The sequence below is a fragment of the Streptomyces sp. NPDC031474 genome, assembly GCF_055581185.1.
In genome coordinates, this window is sequence record NZ_JBVIJX010000003.1 from 182,383 (window position 1) to 199,790 (window position 17,408).

17 protein-coding genes and 2 pseudogenes are annotated in these 17,408 nt (G+C 69.7%); 8 read left to right on the plus strand and 11 right to left on the minus strand.

Features of this window, described 5'->3' with window-relative positions:
- Positions 1 to 80: 80 nt before the first annotated feature.
- Complete coding sequence (locus ACZ5SK_RS06290) at positions 81 to 1,037, minus strand: GlxA family transcriptional regulator (RefSeq protein ID WP_334581896.1); 957 nt, start codon at positions 1,035 to 1,037, stop codon at positions 81 to 83.
- Positions 1,038 to 1,697: 660 nt separating this feature from the next.
- Positions 1,698 to 3,314, minus strand: a complete 1,617-nt coding sequence (locus tag ACZ5SK_RS06295) for a succinic semialdehyde dehydrogenase (RefSeq protein ID WP_468158318.1) — start codon at positions 3,312 to 3,314, stop codon at positions 1,698 to 1,700.
- Between the two features lie 137 nt (positions 3,315 to 3,451).
- Between ACZ5SK_RS06295 and ACZ5SK_RS06300 the strand changes: the two genes are divergently transcribed.
- Positions 3,452 to 4,099: a TetR/AcrR family transcriptional regulator gene (locus tag ACZ5SK_RS06300; RefSeq protein ID WP_334581898.1), complete on the plus strand. Its 648-nt coding sequence runs from the start codon at positions 3,452 to 3,454 to the stop codon at positions 4,097 to 4,099.
- A 30-nt stretch (positions 4,100 to 4,129) separates the two neighbouring features.
- Here the strand turns inward: ACZ5SK_RS06300 and ACZ5SK_RS06305 are convergent, their stop codons facing one another.
- Together ACZ5SK_RS06305 and ACZ5SK_RS06310 are read right to left on the minus strand one after the other, a co-directional pair.
- On the minus strand, positions 4,130 to 4,561 hold the full coding sequence (locus ACZ5SK_RS06305) for a TetR family transcriptional regulator C-terminal domain-containing protein (protein WP_361702717.1): 432 nt from the start codon (positions 4,559 to 4,561) through the stop codon (positions 4,130 to 4,132).
- A pseudogene (locus ACZ5SK_RS06310) lies at positions 4,562 to 4,708 on the minus strand (TetR/AcrR family transcriptional regulator); the annotation flags it as partial.
- Between ACZ5SK_RS06310 and ACZ5SK_RS06315 the strand changes: the two are divergent.
- A complete protein-coding gene (locus tag ACZ5SK_RS06315; protein WP_334581900.1) occupies positions 4,699 to 4,971 on the plus strand; it encodes a hypothetical protein in 273 nt (90 codons plus the stop codon). The pseudogene ACZ5SK_RS06310 and the gene ACZ5SK_RS06315 sit on opposite strands and share 10 nt — an antisense overlap.
- Positions 4,972 to 5,183: 212 nt before the next feature.
- On the opposite strand, the gene ACZ5SK_RS06320 is transcribed toward ACZ5SK_RS06315, so the two are convergent.
- Positions 5,184 to 6,728, minus strand: coding sequence for an FAD-dependent monooxygenase (locus tag ACZ5SK_RS06320; protein WP_334581901.1), 1,545 nt, complete (start codon positions 6,726 to 6,728; stop codon positions 5,184 to 5,186).
- A gap of 64 nt (positions 6,729 to 6,792) precedes the next feature.
- A complete protein-coding gene (locus tag ACZ5SK_RS06325; RefSeq protein WP_334581902.1) occupies positions 6,793 to 7,425 on the minus strand; it encodes a TetR/AcrR family transcriptional regulator in 633 nt (210 codons plus the stop codon).
- Positions 7,426 to 7,539: 114 nt separating this feature from the next.
- On the opposite strand from ACZ5SK_RS06325, the gene ACZ5SK_RS06330 reads away from it, so the two are divergent.
- The 6 genes and pseudogenes from ACZ5SK_RS06330 to ACZ5SK_RS06355 all read left to right on the plus strand — a co-directional run bounded on the left by ACZ5SK_RS06330 (position 7,540) and on the right by ACZ5SK_RS06355 (position 11,416).
- Positions 7,540 to 7,839 carry a putative quinol monooxygenase gene (locus ACZ5SK_RS06330; protein WP_334581903.1) on the plus strand — a complete coding sequence of 100 codons (300 nt, stop codon included), beginning with the start codon at positions 7,540 to 7,542 and terminating at the stop codon, positions 7,837 to 7,839.
- Between the two features lie 104 nt (positions 7,840 to 7,943).
- A complete protein-coding gene (locus tag ACZ5SK_RS06335; protein WP_334581904.1) occupies positions 7,944 to 8,492 on the plus strand; it encodes a COG3415 family protein in 549 nt (182 codons plus the stop codon).
- Positions 8,493 to 8,998: 506 nt separating this feature from the next.
- Positions 8,999 to 9,142: pseudogene (locus ACZ5SK_RS06340) on the plus strand (malonic semialdehyde reductase); the annotation flags it as partial.
- Positions 9,143 to 9,177: 35 nt separating this feature from the next.
- On the plus strand, positions 9,178 to 9,486 hold the full coding sequence (locus ACZ5SK_RS06345) for a hypothetical protein (RefSeq protein ID WP_334581905.1): 309 nt from the start codon (positions 9,178 to 9,180) through the stop codon (positions 9,484 to 9,486).
- 210 nt (positions 9,487 to 9,696) lie between these two features.
- The gene (locus ACZ5SK_RS06350; RefSeq protein WP_334581906.1) at positions 9,697 to 10,548 is read left to right on the plus strand and encodes an SCO6745 family protein; all 852 of its coding nucleotides are present in this window, start codon (positions 9,697 to 9,699) and stop codon (positions 10,546 to 10,548) included.
- A gap of 307 nt (positions 10,549 to 10,855) precedes the next feature.
- Positions 10,856 to 11,416, plus strand: coding sequence for an MBL fold metallo-hydrolase (locus ACZ5SK_RS06355; protein WP_361702712.1), 561 nt, complete (start codon positions 10,856 to 10,858; stop codon positions 11,414 to 11,416).
- A 221-nt stretch (positions 11,417 to 11,637) separates the two neighbouring features.
- On the opposite strand, the gene ACZ5SK_RS06360 is transcribed toward ACZ5SK_RS06355, so the two are convergent.
- The 5 genes from ACZ5SK_RS06360 to ACZ5SK_RS06380 form a co-directional block, all read right to left on the minus strand.
- Complete coding sequence (locus ACZ5SK_RS06360) at positions 11,638 to 12,657, minus strand: zinc-dependent alcohol dehydrogenase (protein WP_468575450.1); 1,020 nt, start codon at positions 12,655 to 12,657, stop codon at positions 11,638 to 11,640.
- Between the two features lie 71 nt (positions 12,658 to 12,728).
- On the minus strand, positions 12,729 to 13,052 hold the full coding sequence (locus ACZ5SK_RS06365; RefSeq protein ID WP_468575451.1) for a putative quinol monooxygenase: 324 nt from the start codon (positions 13,050 to 13,052) through the stop codon (positions 12,729 to 12,731).
- A 63-nt stretch (positions 13,053 to 13,115) separates the two neighbouring features.
- Positions 13,116 to 14,699, minus strand: a complete 1,584-nt coding sequence (locus ACZ5SK_RS06370) for an AMP-binding protein (RefSeq protein WP_361702708.1) — start codon at positions 14,697 to 14,699, stop codon at positions 13,116 to 13,118.
- 10 nt (positions 14,700 to 14,709) lie between these two features.
- Positions 14,710 to 15,846, minus strand: a complete 1,137-nt coding sequence (locus tag ACZ5SK_RS06375) for a serine hydrolase domain-containing protein (protein ID WP_334581912.1) — start codon at positions 15,844 to 15,846, stop codon at positions 14,710 to 14,712.
- Positions 15,847 to 15,848: 2 nt separating this feature from the next.
- Positions 15,849 to 17,369 carry a flavin-containing monooxygenase gene (locus ACZ5SK_RS06380; RefSeq protein WP_468575452.1) on the minus strand — a complete coding sequence of 507 codons (1,521 nt, stop codon included), beginning with the start codon at positions 17,367 to 17,369 and terminating at the stop codon, positions 15,849 to 15,851.
- Positions 17,370 to 17,408 lie beyond the last annotated feature (39 nt).

Consider the following 17,408-nt stretch of genomic DNA (forward strand, 5'->3'; position numbering starts at 1 on the left):
TACTGCCTTGTCAAAAACCCTACGGAGTTCTGGAACGACATGTCAAGAATGCTTGGACGTACCGCACACCGGGCGTGCTGTCAGGGGTGCGTCACCTCCGCCTTGTGACGGAACACCGCCCGGTACTCCTGGGGAGACGTTCCGAGATGCCGGTGGAAGGCGGCCCGCAGAGACGCCGGAGCACCGAAGCCGGAAAGACGGCCGACCTGCTCGAAGGGCACGGCGCTCGCCTCCAGCAACTCCCGCGCCCGGTCGATACGTGCGTCGGTCAGCCAGGCCATCGGCGTGGTGCCGGTCTCCTCGCGGAAGCGGCGGATCAAGGTCCGCCGGGACATGTGGGCGCGCTCCGCGAGGCCGTCGACAGTCAGGGGGTCCGCGAGGTTGTCGAGCATCCACTCCCTCAGCGGGGCGAGTTCGTCCCCGCCGGCTTCGGGGCGGAACTGTTCGATGAACTGGGCCTGGCCTCCCCGTCGCCGTGGTGGCGCGACGAGGTCCCGCGCGCGGGTGTTCGCCGCCGCCGCGCCCAGGTCGGTGCGGATCAGATGCAGGCACAGATCGATCCCCGCCGTCACGCCGGCGGACGTGAGGATGTCGCCGTCGTCGATGTAGAGCTGGTTCGGCAGGACGTCGACGCGCGGGTAACGCCGGCGCAGTTGCTCGGCGTGCCGCCAGTGCGTGGTGGCGGGGCGCCCGTCGAGCAGTCCGGCCGCGGCGAGGGCGAAGACTCCGGTACAGATGGAGACGAGCCGGGCGCCCCGGGCGTGAGCCGCCCGCAGTGTGGCCAGGAGCTCCGGCGGATGGGGCATGTCGATGTCGTCGTAGCCCGGGACGATCACGGTGTCGGCGTCCTCCAGTGCTTCGAGGCCGGCCGCGACGGTGATCGCGAAGCCGGACACGGGCACGGTTCCGGGCCCGTCCTCGGCGCACACGGTCAGCTCGTAGTGCGGGTCCGTCGAAAAGATCTGCGTCGCGGCGCCGAATTCGAGCGCAAGCACACCGGGCAGTAAGAGCACGGCGACATGGTGTCTGTTCGTCATAGTGGCACGACAGTAGCGATGGTTGGCATCAGTGCCACTTCTCGCGCGACATCCGCTTTCGTAGCGTCACATCATGACCAACACTCCCCCTGCCCTCTCGGAGAGGCTGCACGACGGCGTACTCGCTCTTCCTTCAGACCGCTGGTCGAGGCGAGCTTCGCCGCCAACGTGCTGCACGACCTGGGCACCGGGCCGGACGCACCGGGCCTGCTCCGGTTCGAGATCGAGAGCGCCGATCTCGCCGCCGCTCTGCTGAACGGCCGAATCGGCTGCCTCATCAAGGATCTGCTCCACGGTGAACTCACCAGTGTTTGCCAGCTCCTGGGCCCGTCTGACGGCCTGTGCCGGGGAGTCCACCAGGTCGGCGAGGAAGTCGGCGCCAACGTCCGTCTGCGCCGGGACCGCTTCCTTCTCGGTCGAGGCGCATCGTGCGGAGTCCCGAGCACGTGCCGCCTCCACCCGGGTACCGGCGGACCGGCAGAGGCCGAAGCGGCCCGACGTTCACAGCAACGTCGGGCCGTTTCGGCGGGGCCTCGGCGACCGGCCGGTACACCTCACCCGCGGCTCGTGCGCAGTCGCCGATCAGTTCGGTGAGGGTGGCGAGCAGCCAGGCGTGCCGATGGCGGCGGGCGAGCGGCTCCGCGCGGCTCGGTGCGGCCATCAGCGGAACCTCAGCGCCTTCATGACCCGCAGGCTCAGGCCGATGAAAGCCGCGTACTGCTGATCGTCCATGCCCATCGACGGAGCCAGCGGAAGGATCCGCTGCGTGGCGACGGTCTGCGGCTCTGTGTAGCCGAGGATGCCTTCGAGGCCGTGTCGGCGGCCGAGTCCGGAGTCCTTCATGCCGCCCATCGGGGACCGGACGCTGCCATGAGCCGATGTGTAGCCCTCGTTGATGTTCACGGTGCCGGTCTGCAGGCGGGTCGCGATGCGTTCGCCGCGCCGTGTGTCCTTCGTCCACACACTGGAATTGAGGCCGTACGGCGTGGAGTTCACCCGCTCGATCACCTCGTCCTCGTCGGTGAAACGGTACACCGACACGACCGGTCCGAACGTCTCCTCAGCATGGACGGCCATCGGGGGCTCCACGCCGTCCAGGACGGTGGGCTCGTAGAAGAAGGGGCCGATGTCAGGACGCTGCTTGCCGCCGGTGAGGACGGTGGCCCCCTCGGCGACGGCCTGGTCGACATGCCGGGACACCGTCTCCAGCTGGCGCCGGCCCGCCAGCGAACCCATGCCGACCCCGTAGTTCAGCGATGTGCCGAGGGTGAGCGCTTTTGTACGTTGGACGAATCGCTCCAGGAACGCGGGCGCGACCGACGAGTGGACGAAGATCCGCTCGGTCGACAGACACAACTGGCCGGCCGAGGAGAAACTCGTGCGCACCGCGCCCTCGGCCGCCTTGTCGAGGTCCGCGTCGGCCAGCACGAGCAGGGCGTTCTTGCCGCCCAGTTCGAGTGAGGCGCCGACCAGACGGGCCGCCGCGCGGGCCGCGACTTCGCGGCCGGTGCGGACAGAGCCGGTGAACGCGACGTAGTCGGCCCGGTCCACGACGGCGGGCCCGACGACCCGGCCGTCGCCGATGACGATCTGCCAGACGTCGGCCGGCAGCCCGGCCTGGATGAGCTGCCTGCGCGCCCACAACGGCGTCAGGGCGCTCTGTGTGTCCGGTTTCGTCACCACGGCGTTGCCTGCGACGAGAGCGGGCAGCGCGTCCGCCAGGGAGAGTTCAAGGGGGTAGTTCCAGGGGACGATCTGCCCGACCACGCCTCGCGGGTGGTGCCGCTCGGTGACTTTCGTGAGCACCGGAAACGCGCCGAGGTGTCGCCGCGGCCGGAGGTACGCGGGAGCCTTGCGCCCGTAGTGCCGGGCCACCACGGCGACTCCCTGCACCTCCTCATGTGCGTGCAGGCGAGCCTTTCCTGTCTCCACCTGGATCAGGTCCATCGCCTCGGCCTGCTTGTCCAGGAGGATGTCGTGAAAATTGAGCAGCACCGCCGCACGTCTGCGCACCGAGAGCGAGGCCCATGCGCGCTGGGCCTCCCGGGCCCTGCGGAACGCCACCTCCACATCGTGGGGCGTCGCCTCGGGCAGCTCCGCGATGATCTCGCCCGTCATGGGGGTGCAACTCACGGTACGGCCGCTGCCCTCCACCCCTCGCGTGAGTCGGAACACCAGGTCAGCGGTGACCACGTCGGTCGCCGTCCGGCCGCTTTGTGCGACAACGGGGTTGTCGTCACCGGTAGCGAGGTAGTTGATTCCGCCGTGCGAGGACATGTGTCTCATCCGTTCTGCGGGACTCTCGGGATGCCGTGAGCAACGGCCGCCAGGATTCTGGACCGCCCTGTCAGGAACCGTAGGAACTTGTGGAACGGAATGTCAAGAATGGCCATGCGACCTGTAAGCTGGCCGCCATGGGACGCCCACCAGGATTCGACAAGGACAAGGTCGTACAGGCCGTCGAGCGACAGTTCCGCCGTACCGGATACGCCGGTACCAGCGTCGACGACATCGCAAAGGTCGGCGGGCTGGGCCGCGGCAGTCTCTACGCCGCCTTCGGCGACAAGAGCAAGCTGTACCTGCGGACGCTGGAGGCGTACTGCGACCGGACCGAGGCAGCCTGGGCTGCGGTGCTCGAAGGCCCCGACGGCACTGCGCTGGAACGGCTGCACGCCTACCTTGTGACGTCGGCACGCATTGTGTACGACGACCCCGACGGGCTCGGTTGCATGGTGACCGGCTTCGTCGTCGAGGGCGTCGACCATGACCCGCAGGCCGGTGCTCGCGTCAGGCAGGCCCTCGGGAGGATCGAGGGTTCGCTGACCGGCTGCGTGCAGGCCGCGCAGCGCCATGGCGACCTCGATCCCGAGGCGGACCCCCGGGAGATCAGCCACCTGCTGATGGCGCTCAACCGGGGCATGGAAGTGCTGGCCAGGGCCGGATTCGACGCGGTCGCGCTGGAGCGCGTCGCTGATCAGGCATTCGAAGGACTCCCGCTGACGGCACAGGCGCGGTCCCGGTCCCAGCAGGCGCCCCGCCCGGCCGTCTCCCAAGCCTCCTGAGCGCTCCCCGCCCGGAGGTCCGCAGTCCGCTCAGCGTTCTGCGGCGAACGACTCGACGTACGCCAGGGCCCCGTACAGCGCGTCACGCAGCGGCGTGGAGTCACCGGCCGCCTGGTCCAGCAGTGCTCCGCCCTGGAACGCGGCGGTGAGCAAGTGGGCGAGTGCGGCCGGGTCGGCCTCCGGCCGCAACTCGCCGCGCTCGCGCATCTTGCTCAGCCCACGCCTGAACAGTTCCTGCCACCGCTCGAAGCCGTCGGCCACCGCGTCCCGGTGGGCGGGCTCGGCCTTGACGACCTCGGCGGCCAGAGAGCCGAACGTGCACCCGCCGCGCACCATGTCCTGCGAGGCGATGTAGGAGTCGGCCCACCGGCGCAGGGCGGCGAAACTGTCCAGCCCGCCCAGCTCGGGCACCTGCTGGCGGGCGACGATGCTGTCGGCCTGCCAGGCCAACACCGCGCGCACCAGGGACTCCTTGGTGGGGAAGTGGCGTGTCAGCTGTGAGCCGCTGACCCCGGCCGCCTCGCGGATCTGCTCGTTGTTGGTGTTCTGCGCGCCGTGCTCGTAGATCAGCTCGGCGGCCGCCCGGACGATGCGTTCGCGTGTGGCCAGGCCCTTGGCGGCAGGGCGACCTGCTCCAGAAGATCGACGAGGCGCTCGACCGCCTCTACCCGGGGCATACCGAACTCACCACCGACGACCTCCATGGCGTGGGCGAGTTCCACACCGGCGGCCATGCCGCGACGCGAGAACTGACCGAGCACCTGGAGCTGAGTGCGGGCCTGCGTGTCCTTGACGTGGGAAGCGGCCAGATGGCGGCCCGGCCCGCCATCTGGCCCGGCGCGCACGCGCCGATGTCACCGGCGTGGACCTGACCGAGGAGTATGTAGACGTCGCGCACCGGCTCACCGATCGTGAGGGCCTCGCCGACCGGGCCCGCTCTTCCAGCAAGGGGACGTGACCGCGCTGCCCTTTCCCCAGGCGAGCTTCGACCGGGGCCGGGCCTGGCCTGGATGCTGCATGTGGGCGTGCCACTCCCCCACCTAAAGGCGGGGGTTTCTCGGCTCGCGCCGGGAAGCTTCCTGCTTCATGACCTGATGAACCAGCGCTGGATGGCCGCCCGCAGGTCGGCCGGCTCAGCCGGATCGGGGCGGGGTGAACCGCAGGCCCAGGCCACGTAGCCGTCAGGGCGGATCAGCAGGCCGGTGAGGCCGGCCGGGCCGCCCCGCGCGATGACGAGGTCGACGGCGTCCTGCCCCTCCGTCAGTGCTGTCGCCAGTGACTGATCCTCGGTCAGGTCGAGAAGCAACGGCCGGGCTGTCCGGGCGAGTTCGGCGAGCCGAACCTTCTCCGTCCCGGTGATCAGCTCCAGCTCCGGTGCGAAGTAGCCGACTGCGGGGTGGGGGTTGGCGATGCTCATGTCGTAGCGCACGTCGGTGCCTGCAGTGAGGTCGGCGAGGTGCTGGACGACGTGCTTTTGGGTGAGCAGCTCGGTGAAGAGTTCGCGTAGGGCGGTGGTGTCGCTCCCCGGCGCGGTGAGCGCGGACTGCGCCTCGGCGTTGAGGACCATGCGGCGGGCGGCCTGACGGCGCTCGGTGTCGTAGGTGTCGAGCAGGCCCGGCGGGGCGGTGTCGCGCAGCGTCGCGGCGAGCTTCCAGCCGAGGTTGACGGCGTCCTGCATGCCGAGGTTCAGCCCGGGGCCGCCGCCGGAGGTGTAGACGTGGGCGGCGTCTCCGACCAGAAAGACCCGGCGGTCGCGGAACCGGTCGGCGACCCGGGTGTTGCCGCCGGTCAGCCGTCGCAGCACATGCGGGCCCGCTCCGTCCGGCGGGTTGAGCGGCAGGTCGACGCCGAGGACTCGCTGAATACTTGACTGCATTTCGGCCAGGGTCATCGGCTCGTCCGTGGTGGGCTGGTCCCACTCGGTGGTGCTGATGAGCGGCGGCTGGCCGGGGAACGGCGCGTAGGAGAAGCCGCCCTGGTCGGTGCGGTGGGGCAGGAAGGGCAGGACCGGCCCATGGCCGGGAACGGTGAGGGCGCCGTTGACCGGGTCCACCCAGTCGGCCGGGACGGTGGCGTGGGCGGTGCGGTTGGTGCGGCGGTCGTAGCTGACGCCGGGGAAAGCGATCCCGGAGAGCTTGCGGATCACGCTGTGTGCGCCGTCTGCGCCGATCACGTAGCGGGCGCGGAGCTGCTGGTCGCCGTCGGGGCCGGTGACGTCGAGGGTGACGGCGTCCTTGTCCTGGGCGGCGGCGCTGACCCGGTGTCCGCGCCGTAAATCGACGCCGAGGGTATGGGCGCGCTCCTCCAGGACTTGGACGATGCGGTGCTGTGGAGCGGCCAGGCCGAAGACCGGGCTGGCGTCCAGCAGGCCGAGGTCGAGGCCCATGGCGGCGAACATGAAGTAGGCGGAGTTCGGCTGCGGGGGCTCCGGACTGCCGCTGAGCGGCTCGTACAGACCGCGGTGGTCGGCCAGGCGCACTACTTGGCCGAGCAGGCCGTTGGCCTTGGGTTCGGTGCTGGGGTGGAGGAGTTGCTCCAGCACGATCGGGCGGATACCGGCCAGACTCAGTTCGCAGGCCAGCATCAGCCCGTTCGGGCCGCCTCCCACGATGATCACGTCGGCTGTCACGGTCGGGTCTCCTTGGTGGGAACGGGTGAGGGGGCGCCGGAAGCGAGTTGGTCGCGGCCATTCGCTACGGGACGGGCAGGCCGGCGGCGAGCTGCTCGAAGACCTGGGACAGGACCGCGCCGAGCGGCGCGGTTTCGTCTGCCCGCAGGCTGTGCTCGACGGCCACCGCGCTGCCTGCAGCGACCACGGCCGCGACCAGCTTCGGGTAGACGTCGCGTTCGGCGTCGGTGCCGGTGCACTGTGCGACGGCCTTGGCCAACTCCTGCTGGGCGGCGGCGTTGGCCTTGACAATCTCACCGGCCAGCGCGGGTTCGGCCAGCATCAGCCGCACCCCCTCACGCCAACGCTCGTTCTGCGGCGCGGAGTTGTCCCGCGGAACGAACTGGCCCAGGACGGCCTGGAGCAACGAGTCCCAGAGCGGCTCGCCGACTGGACGGGCGAGCAGGTCGTCAGCGATGCGGAGCATCCGCTCCAGGTGGCTGGCGGCGATCGCCTCGGCCTTGCCGACGAAGTAGTTGCGGAAGGTGCGGACGGAGACGTTGGCCTCGGCGGCGATCTGCTCGATGGTCACATCGGCCCAGCCGTTCAGGACGCAGAGCCGGATCGCCGCCTGACTCAGCGCGACCCTGGTCTGCCGCTTCTTGCGCTCGCGGAGTCCAAGCTGCCCGGTCGTGCGGGCCTCGTCTGCAGGTGCCATGCGAGCAGGGTAGGGAAAATCTTGCCCAGAAGGCAAGATTGCCGAAAAGGAAAGTTTTTACGTGTGTCCGGTATCCTCCTGGGCGCGTCTCGTTCATGACTTACGAGGAGTGACATGCGCTACGGCTACATCGGTTCGATGAAGGTCAAACCCGGTCACCGCGCGGAGGTGGTCGCCGTACTGCTCGCCGGCACTGACGGTCTGCGCAAAGCGGGATGCCATCTCTACGTCGTGACCGAATCAGCCACCGACGAAGACACCGTGTGGGTGAGCGAGGTGTGGGAGAGCAAAGGGCATCACGACGCGTCGTTGCAGTTGCCCGAGGCGAAGGCTTCCATCACCAAGGTCATGCCGCTACTGACAGGTGAGTTCACTCGCCAGGAGACGCACGTCGCGGGCGGTCTCGGTGTCTAACCGCGACTGCGTGCCGCCAAGTCATCCCGACCGACGCGCCGGAGATCGGGTGCGGGCAGGCAGCGGTCCATCGTGATCCGCTTCTCCGGATCGGCCTGCCTGCCTTGCCCGTTGCCGCTGCCCGCCCGATAGTCCTGCGCGCCGCCGAGCGTGAGCGGCTGAAGAGGATGGCCTACGGCCACAAGACCGAGCATCGGCCGCGGATGCGCGCGAAGGTGGTGCCGCCCGCCGCACGCGGGCGCTCCAACGCGCGCATCACCCGCGAGACCGGCCTGCACCTGGACACGGTCCGCTGCCGGCCCGGCCGGTTCGCCGCGCACGGGCTCGGCGCTCCGAGTGGCCGCGAGCGGTCGGGGCGGCCGCCCGCGCTCACCGCTCTCCAGGTTGCCGAGGTCAAGGCGCCGGCCTGCCGGCTGCCCGCCGAGACCGGCACGCCGCTGTCCCGCGGATCCTGCCCGGAACTGGCGCGCGAGGCCATGGACCGGGGCATCGCCACGTTCGTGTCGGTCCTACGCGATGAGGGATCCCTCCGAAGGGAACCGCCCGAACGTTCCCCTCGGCGCAGCGGCCATCGTGCATTCCGAAGCCGATGGCGACCAGGTGTTGAGCCTGCTCGACAACTGCCCGGCGCGTCCTCTCGCCGGGCGCAGTGAACACAACCTTCCACAACGTTTCGTGAACTCTACGCAGAATCGGGACCGCAACTACCCCCCGGGCATGCGTTTCGCCATGGACAAGGCCTGAACCGATGCCCCGCCTGAGGTACTGCTACCGGCTGTTCATGAACTTGTTGGTTCAATTCCGGACGCGCCGACCCACTTCATGCGGCAGCAGGTTCGGCTGGGCGGAACACGATTCGCGGACCGACGCACACCGGAACGTGCCCCGACTGCGGGGCCCGATATGGCGGCCGGCCCCACCCCGCGACGGTCGCACCGTCCCCGTTCGCCGTTACGACTGAGCCCCACGGCGGCTTCAACCGGGCGCATCGGCAGTGGCGCGTGCCGGTCGCGTGATGGACGGCATGGTCGATCGCCACTACGTGCCCACGTCGCCACCTTCTGCACCTATGGACGGGCATGAGTTCGTCGGGTGTCACTGACTTATGCACCAGCACTGCAACCGGTAAGCGGATCACTGTCCGGCACGGAAGGTCTTCGAGGGCAACCAGCCCAAGACCGCCGCCGCCCCGCTGGTCGCGATCCTGTCCGCGGACAACGAGTTCCACGAGGAGCTGCCGCAGCTGCACCCGCACTTCCCGCAGGCCAAGGACCTCGTCTGGGGCGAGCGCGCGTTCCGTGAGAAGCACGCTCCCATGAAGACCCGGCGTACGAGGAGATGAAAGAGCGGTACATCGAACTGCACCGGCGCCGCGGCAACGACCTCACCATCGGCACCCGCCTCGCCGACCTGCTCACCGCGGCCGGCCTGGAGGTCCTCGCCTTCGAAGGACACACCGACATCACCGAGCCTCGTTCCGGCATGCGAGGCCCGGCCTGGGCCGCCCGCGACGCCATGGTCTCCGAGGGCCTGGCCACCCACGACGACATCACCCGCTGGAACGAGGCCTTCCTCAAGGGCGAGCGAGAAGGCACCGGACGGCGAGTAACGACCACCTACTTCACCGCCTACGCCCGCCACCCCTGACACCTCACAGCATCGCCCTCGAGGGAAGGCGGCGCCTGCCGCGTCCCCCGTCGCCTCGCGCGGGCCCGCCTCGGTGACGAGCAGTCCGTCGACCACCGAGCGGCCGGTACGGGGTGCGTCCGTGGCCCAGGCGTTCCTCGGTTCGCACACCGATGAGTTTCGTTGTGCCGGAAGGTCCTTTCCGGCACAACGAAACGAATGGAGAGCCCGATGCGCAAGGCGCACTCGCATCCGATGACCGACATCGCCCGCCGCATGTTCGAGCTCCTGGAGCCGATCTGCCTGGTCACCTACTTCGCCGACGAGTGCAACGAGGAATTGGCCGCACTCGGCCACCGCACCTACTGGGACGGCTACTTCGCCAGCCGGGCCGCACCACTGGGGCGGGTACCGGCCCCAGTCGTGCACGCGGCCTTCTACAACTTCGCCGACGGGGAAGCCGCCCGGCACATCCCCAGCGCGTGGGAGACGATCCCGCCCGAGGCCTCTGTCGCCGCGCGGGAGCGGGGCAGCGCGGCCTCATTACGGCGCATCCTCGGCGAGGAACTCGCCGGCTCCCCGGGCCTGGTGCGCGCCGCCGACCTGACCACCAAGGCCGCGACGCACGCGCCCACCGAAGGCCGGGTCATGTACGCCGGGATGCGCACCCTGCCCGTGCCGAGCGACCCGGTCGCCAGGCTGTGGCATTCCGCGACCATGCTGCGCGAGCACCGTGGTGACGGGCACATCGCCGCCCTCGTCGGCGCGCGCATCGGCGGCACGGAGGCCCACATCCTCTCCGCGCTGGAGCAGGGCGTCCACCCCCCGGAGTCGTTCGGGCGTGTGCATCACCTGCCGAAGGAGCGGCTGGCCGCGGTCATGGAGGGCTTGCGCGAACGCGGGCTCGTCGACGGCGAGGGCCGGTTCACGGACACCGGCCGGGAGACCAAGCAACGCATCGAAGCCCTGACCGACGAGCTCGCCGCCCCGCCCTACGAGGCCCTTTCTCCCGCCGAGCTCGACGAACTGGTGGCCGCGCTCGAACCCATCACCGCGACGCTGGTGGCCGCGGGGTCGCAGTGACACGCAGTCCCTGATGGGCCGAGCAGCCAGCCGTCCGGCACGGCGAGTTCTCGGCCCGGTATGGGTGGCCAGAGGCGTTCGCCAAGCCGACGGCACGGATCCGGTTGCGCCCAGGCCTCTTTCGATGAAGCTTTCGTTAAAGCTTTACAGATAGCAGAGGCGCAGCGTCGTGCCGACTGAGCCGCTTTGCGTTCCCCATGGTCCAACCGCTGCCGGTCCCGTCACAGCATGTCCGGTAACCCAGCGGCCCCACCCTGCATGAGGAGTTCGTCTTGAGGAAGCAGATCCTTGTGACCAGCGGCACGGCGTGGGGCAGCCCGACGCCGCGGTCATCGCCCAGCAGCGCGCCGACCTCAAGAAGCACAGGGACGACTACACCAAGGAGGAGTACCTGGCACGGCTCGCCAGGATCCCCAGCCACATCGACATCGAGGTCGAGGCGTATCCGGGCCACACCGTCGGTATGAGACAGATCCGCGTCGGGCGGCGGACCACGGCCGTCGCCGTGCTCGCGCCCGGACACACCATCGGGCAGATGTGCGTGATCGTGCCGGTGGCGCATCAGGGGAAGACCCACAAGCTCGTCGTGTGGAGCGGCAACGACAACATCGAGGCCGCTGCCCAGTACGCGGTCTCCGCCGACTTCGTCCAGGGGATCGCCGGTCAGGAGGGGGCGGACGCCTTCATCAACACCCACGCCTACCAGGGCGCCGTTTACAGCCACCTCCGCGCCCTCAAGGCGGACCCGGCGGCGCCCAACCCCCTGCTGATGGGCACAGCGGGAGTGCAGCGCCACATCGAGATCTTCGGCAACGCCCACCGCGCCCTCGCCCAACGCCTCATCGACGGGACATGGAAGGCGATGTAGCGGAAGAACGAGAGCCCCGGCCGGGGCGGTGAGGGGTCACGTGCCCGGGAGGCCTGGGAACAGCGGCCGGGCGCGGTCGACACCGGTGACCTGGGGTTCATAGGCGGGTTCATGGCGGAAGACGTGCTCCAGGTGCTGTCTCGGGACAGGAAGTCGGGGACGCGGAACGGGGCCCCGTCGGACCGGGCCCCGCGCCACGAGGGACCGATGGTCCCGGTTCCTCACTTCTCCAGTACGAAGATCGGCTTGTGGCCGGCGTGCCCCGAGGTCAGCACGTCGGGGATCTCGTTCCAGTCGTGGATGCCGCTGGTGATCAGCTCGGGGTGGAGCGTGCCGGCGGCCACCGCCTCCAGGGTCGGTGTCATGTTCGGCCGCGCGTGGCCCTTGCCGTTGTGGAATTGGACTCCGCGCTGGTACAGGGCGAGCAGCGGGAGCTGGACGTCGTCGAAGTAGATGCCGACGCTGTTGACGTGGCCCTCGGGCATGACCGACAGCAGCGCCTTGCGCAGGCGTGCGGGGTTGCAGCCGGCGTCCACGGCGAGGTGGAAGTCCTTCTCGCGCTTGCCGTTGACGTCGTGGACCTCGGCCCCGAGCTGTTCGGCGACCTTCATCCGGACCGGGTCGTCGTCGTAGTAGACCGTGCGGGCGCCCGCGCAGTGGACCGCGACGTCGACGCAGTACAGGCCGATCGAACCGGTGCCGCCGAAGACGGCGATCTTCGGGGCGGTGATCCCGGCGACGGTCGGCATCACCGTCTCCCAGCCGAGGGCGAGGTTGTCGCCGATCGACGCCAGGTGCACGGGGTCGACGCCGGCGGGCAGCTTGGCGAGGTTGAAGTCCGCGTAGGGGACGCGGATGAGTTCGTCGAAGCAGCCGCCCCAGGCCCCGTTCACCGGAAGGCCGTACTGGGCGTCGCCGTGGCGGAGACAGCGGGCGGTGTGTCCGAGCTTGCACTGTGCGCAGGTGCCGCACGCGATGTGCCAGGCGACGCCGACGACGTCGCCGACCGCGACGTCCGTGCAGTCGGGGCCGACCTCGACGACCGTTCCCACGCACTCGTGGCCGAGCGGGAACGGGCCGAATCCGGAGAACGGCGTCTTGTCGTCGATGACATGGTGGTCGAGGTCGCACGTCGTCGCCGCGAGCGGGCGCACCAGCGCGTCCGTGCCCTCGACGATGGTGGGGGCGTCGACCTCGTCGAAGCGCAGTTGTCCGGGCGCGACGAACATCAGGCTCTTCATGGGAAAGCTCCTCGGTTGCGTGGGGGTGTCGGGTCGAGCGGCAGGCCCGTCGGCCCGGTGCCCGCGTTCGGTCAGATGGCGCCGGAGTCCGGGGCGCCGACGGGAAGCGCCTCCAGGAAGAGCGCGTCCGGAGGACCGGCGAGTGCCTGCGCCAGGGCGGTGCCGATCTCCCGCATCGTGGCGCCCTTCATGTGCGCGCCCAGTGCCTCCTGCGAGGCCCACTTCTCGATCATCACGAACTCGCCGGTGGTGCCCGCCTTGCGGTGCAGCGCGTACAGCAGGCACCCCGGTTCGGCGTGCACCGCCGGTATCGCCGCCTTGAACGTCTTCTCGACCAGTTCTTCCTGGCCCGGCTTCGCGACGATCGTCGCCACCATCAGTACGGGCTCGGCCATGGAGTGCACCTCTCTCGCTATAACAGTCGTCATAATCATGGCAGAAGTCTACGGAACCGCTGGTCACAGCGGACGGCTTGATCTCAGTTCCTTGCGCAGGATCTTGCCCGCCGACGACTTGGGGATCGCGGCGACGAACTCGACGGCCCGTACCTTCTTGTACGGCGCGACCCGCGCGGCGACGAACTCCATCACGCTCTCGGCGCTCAACGCGGGGTCCCCGGTCACGACGAAGGCCTTCGGTATCTCCTCGCCCTCGGCGTCGGTCACGCCGATCACCGCGGCGTCGGCGATGTCCGGATGGGTCAGGAGCAGCGCCTCCAGTTCGGCCGGCGCCACCTGGTAGCCCTTGTATTTGATCAGCTCCTTGATGCGGTCGACGATGTACACGCATCCGGTGGAGTCGACCCTCGCCAGGTCGCCGGTGTGCAGGAACCCGTCGTCGTCGAGTGTCTCGGCGGTGGCTTGCGGGTTGCCCAGGTAGCCCGCCATCACATTGGGCCCACGCACCCACAGTTCCCCGGGCTCGCTCAGCCCCACGTCGGGTATGCCGATCTCGGCGCCTGTCGCGGGATCGACGAGCTTGTTGACCGTGTTGGGCAACGGCCAGCCGATGGCCGCGACCGGCGCGCGACGGCCCGCGATCCCCACCCCTGCGTCGGCCACCGGCACGAGGTGGCTGACCGGGCTGAGCTCGGTCATGCCGAACCCCTGGACGACCGGCACCGACAGCCGATGGGCCACCGCTGCGCCCAGTTCCTCGTCCAGCGGGGCCGCGCCGCTGACGATCGCCCGGACCGACGTGAGGTCGTAGGAGTCGACCAGCGGGTGCTTGGCCAGGGCCACCGCGATCGGCGGCGCGATGAAAAGGTAGGTGACCCGGTGGCGCTGGACGGCCTCCAGGAACGCGGCCAGGTCGAACCGGGCCATGGTGACGACGCGCCCGCGTACGGCCAGGGTCGAGTTCAGCAGTACCGACATGCCGTAGATGTGGAAGAACGGCAGGACCGCCAGCACCACGTCGTCGGACCGCAGGTCCAGGACCGGGGTGAGCTGGGCGATGTTGGCCACCAGGTTGCGATGGGTCAGCATCACTCCCTTGGGGACACCCGTGGTGCCGGAGCTGTAGGGCAGCACCGCCACTCGCTCGGCCGGGTCGAAACGGTCGAGGGCGGGCGCCGGGACCGACGCGGGCGGACGCTCGACGTCCAGCAGCAGGACCGCGCCCGCGTCGAGTCCGGCCGCGTCGACCGCTTTCCCGGCGGTCGCGGACAGGTCGGTCACCGTCACGAGCGTCCGCGCCCCGGACGCGGTCAGCTGTTTGGCGATCTCCGACGCGGTCGACAGCACGTTGACCGTGGTCACCGTGGCGCCTGCCCTCAGGATCCCGTGGAAGGCGACCGCGAACGCCGGCACGTTCGGACACAGCAAAGCCACCGTGTCGCCGGGGACGATGCCACGCGCCGCCAGTTCGGCGGCGAACCCGTCGACGCCCTCCCGCAGAAGCCCGTATGTCAGCGCCTCACCGGACTCCGCGGAGACCAGGGCGAACCGGTCCAGGTCGGCGGGGCCCAGACCCGCGAACAGGAAGGCGTGCAGCCCCGATCCGGGCAGCACCACGTCGGCGTGGGGACTGGCGAAACTCATCGGAACACCCTCAATCCAGGGCCGCGAAAGCGGACTTGACGTACTGGGCGGTGCGGGAGCTGCCGAGGATCCCGGTGCCCATGCTGTTCATGACGTACGAGATCACCGCCCGGCGTTCGGCGTCGATCACGACCACCGATCCGCCCCATCCGGTCCAGAAGCAGATCCGTCCCGACGGGAGATACGGCACGGCAGGGGACGGCAGTCCGAACCCGACGCCGAACCGCAGATGCGCCCCGAGCACCAGGTCCGGCCCGTCGGTCTGCTCACTGAAGATCAGGTCGATGGTCCGCGGTGACAGCAACTGTATGCCGTCGAGCGTGCCGCCGCAGGCGATGACGGAGTGGATCCGGGCCAACGACCGAGCGTTTCCATGCCCGTTGGCGGCACCGATCTCCGCGCGACGCCACTCCGGGCGCCACGACTGGTCGGCACCGCCCAGGGGACCGGTGAAGGTTTTGATCGCCACACTGTTCGGATCGGCGCCGGTGAGATCGCTCGACCGGAACGGCGGCGGTACGACATCGGCGACCCTGGCGAACTCGGAGTCCGGAAGACCGATGTGGAAGTCGGCGCCGAGCGGACCGGTGATCTCCTCGGCGACGAACCGTCCCAGCGTGCGCCCGTCGATCCGCCGGACCAACTCGCCCACCAGATGCCCGTAGTTGAGCAGGTGGTAGCCGGACGACATGCCCGGGGGCCACCACGGCGCCTGCGCAGCCAGCCGCGCCGTCGACGCCGGCACGTCGAGGACGTCGGCGACGGTCACCGGCCGGTCCCATCCCGAGACGCCCGAGGTGTGCGACAGCAGGTGCCGGACCAGCACGCCCTCCTTGCCCCGTGCGGCGAACTCCGGCCAGTACCGGGCCACCGGGGCGTCGACGTCGAGCAGCCCCCGCTCCACCAGCAGCAGCGCCGCCAGGGACGTGACCGTCTTCGTGCACGACCAGACGTTCGTGATCGTGTCGCGCCGCCACGGCGCCGTACGGGCCTGGTCGGCCCATCCGCCCCACAGGTCGACCACCGGCTCGCCGTCGACCAGGACCGCGATCGAGGCGCCGAGTTCGTCGCCCGTGTCGAGGTTCTCGGACAGCCGGGCCGCCACCTCGGCGAAGCGCTCGTCGCACACTCCGTGCAGATCCGCCATGGTCAGCCTCCCGTCCGGACGGTGGCGCCGGCCGACCGCACCGACGAGTGGGGCACACCGCGCAGTTCGCGACGGAGCCTGGCGCGCGCGATGTCGGCGGTGTCCAGGAGATAGGTCTGGCGCATCCGCCACGGCGCGCGATGGCCCTGCCGGGGGAAGCTCTCCACACCCCGCTGGACGTAGCCGGACGCCAGCTCGATCATGGGCTGTTCCCGCACGCCGGACTCCGCGGGCGGGGTGACGGCAGCGAGGTCCGCGCGGCGCATGTGGTTGAGGACGCGGCACACCAGCCGGGCGGTGAGGTCCGCCCGCATCGTCCAGGACAGGTTGACGTAGCCGAAGCAGAGCGCGAAGTTCGGCACGTCGCTGAGCATGGCGCCCCGCCACAGCAGGTGACGTGCAGGCTCGACCGGCTCGCCGTCGACACTCACCGCTACGTGGCCGAACGCCAGCATGCGCAGCCCGGTCGCCGTCACCACGATGTCGGCCGGCAGTACCCGGCCCGACCGCAGCCGCACGCCTTCGGCGACGAAGCGGTCGACGTGATCGGTGACCACCTCCACCTCCTCGCGCCTGATCGCCTTGAACAGGTCGGCGTCGGCCGTGATGCACACCCTCTGGTCCCACGGCGCGTACGACGGGGTGAAATGCTCGCGCACCGCCTCTTCGCCGATGCGCCGTTCGGCGGCCCTGGTCAGCAGCGCCCGCGCGCGGTCCGGGAAGCGTCGGCAGTAGTGGTAAAAGGCGTTGGAGTAGGCGGCGTTGCGCGCCCTGACGACCCGGTGCGCGAGTCCGGCGGGCAGCCGCCGCCGGACCCTGGCCGCGAACCGGTCCTTGCGCGGCAGTGCGCTGATCCAGGTCGGCGTGCGCTGCAGCATGGTCACCTTCGCCGCCTCGCGGGCCATCGCGGGGACCACGGTGATCGCGGTCGCGCCGCTGCCGATCACGACGACCCGCTTGCCCGCGTAGTCGAGTCCCTCGGGCCAGAACTGCGGGTGCACCACCGTGCCGTCAAAGGACTCGGTCCCCGGGAACTGCGGGTCGTGCCCGCGTTCGTAGTCGTAGTAGCCGGTACACAGGTAGAGGAAGGTGCAGGTCATGGTGGACCGTTGCGGTTCGTCGGCGCCGTCGCTCCGCTCGACGGTCACCGTCCAACGGGCTTCCTCACTCGACCAGTCGGCCGCGACCATCTTCGTGGAACAGTGGATGTGGCGGTCGATGCCGAACTCCTCCACCGTGCGCCGCAGATAGTCGAGGATCTCGTCCCCGTCGGCCATCGAGTTCTCGCCGGTCCAGGGCTGGAAGGGAAAACTGAGCGTGTAGATGTCGGAGTCCGCCCGGACCCCGGGATACCGGAACAGGTCCCACGTGCCGCCCAGGGACGCTCGGGCCTCCAGCACGGCGTACGACCGGTCGGGGCACTTCGACTGCACCCGGTACGCGGCGTCGATGCCGGAGATCCCCGCGCCGACGATCAGCACATCGACATGGGCGGGCAGCGAGGGAAGCGGGGAACTGGTCATGGCACTTGAGTATCGAAGCGTCCGAGGCTCTCCGCTTAA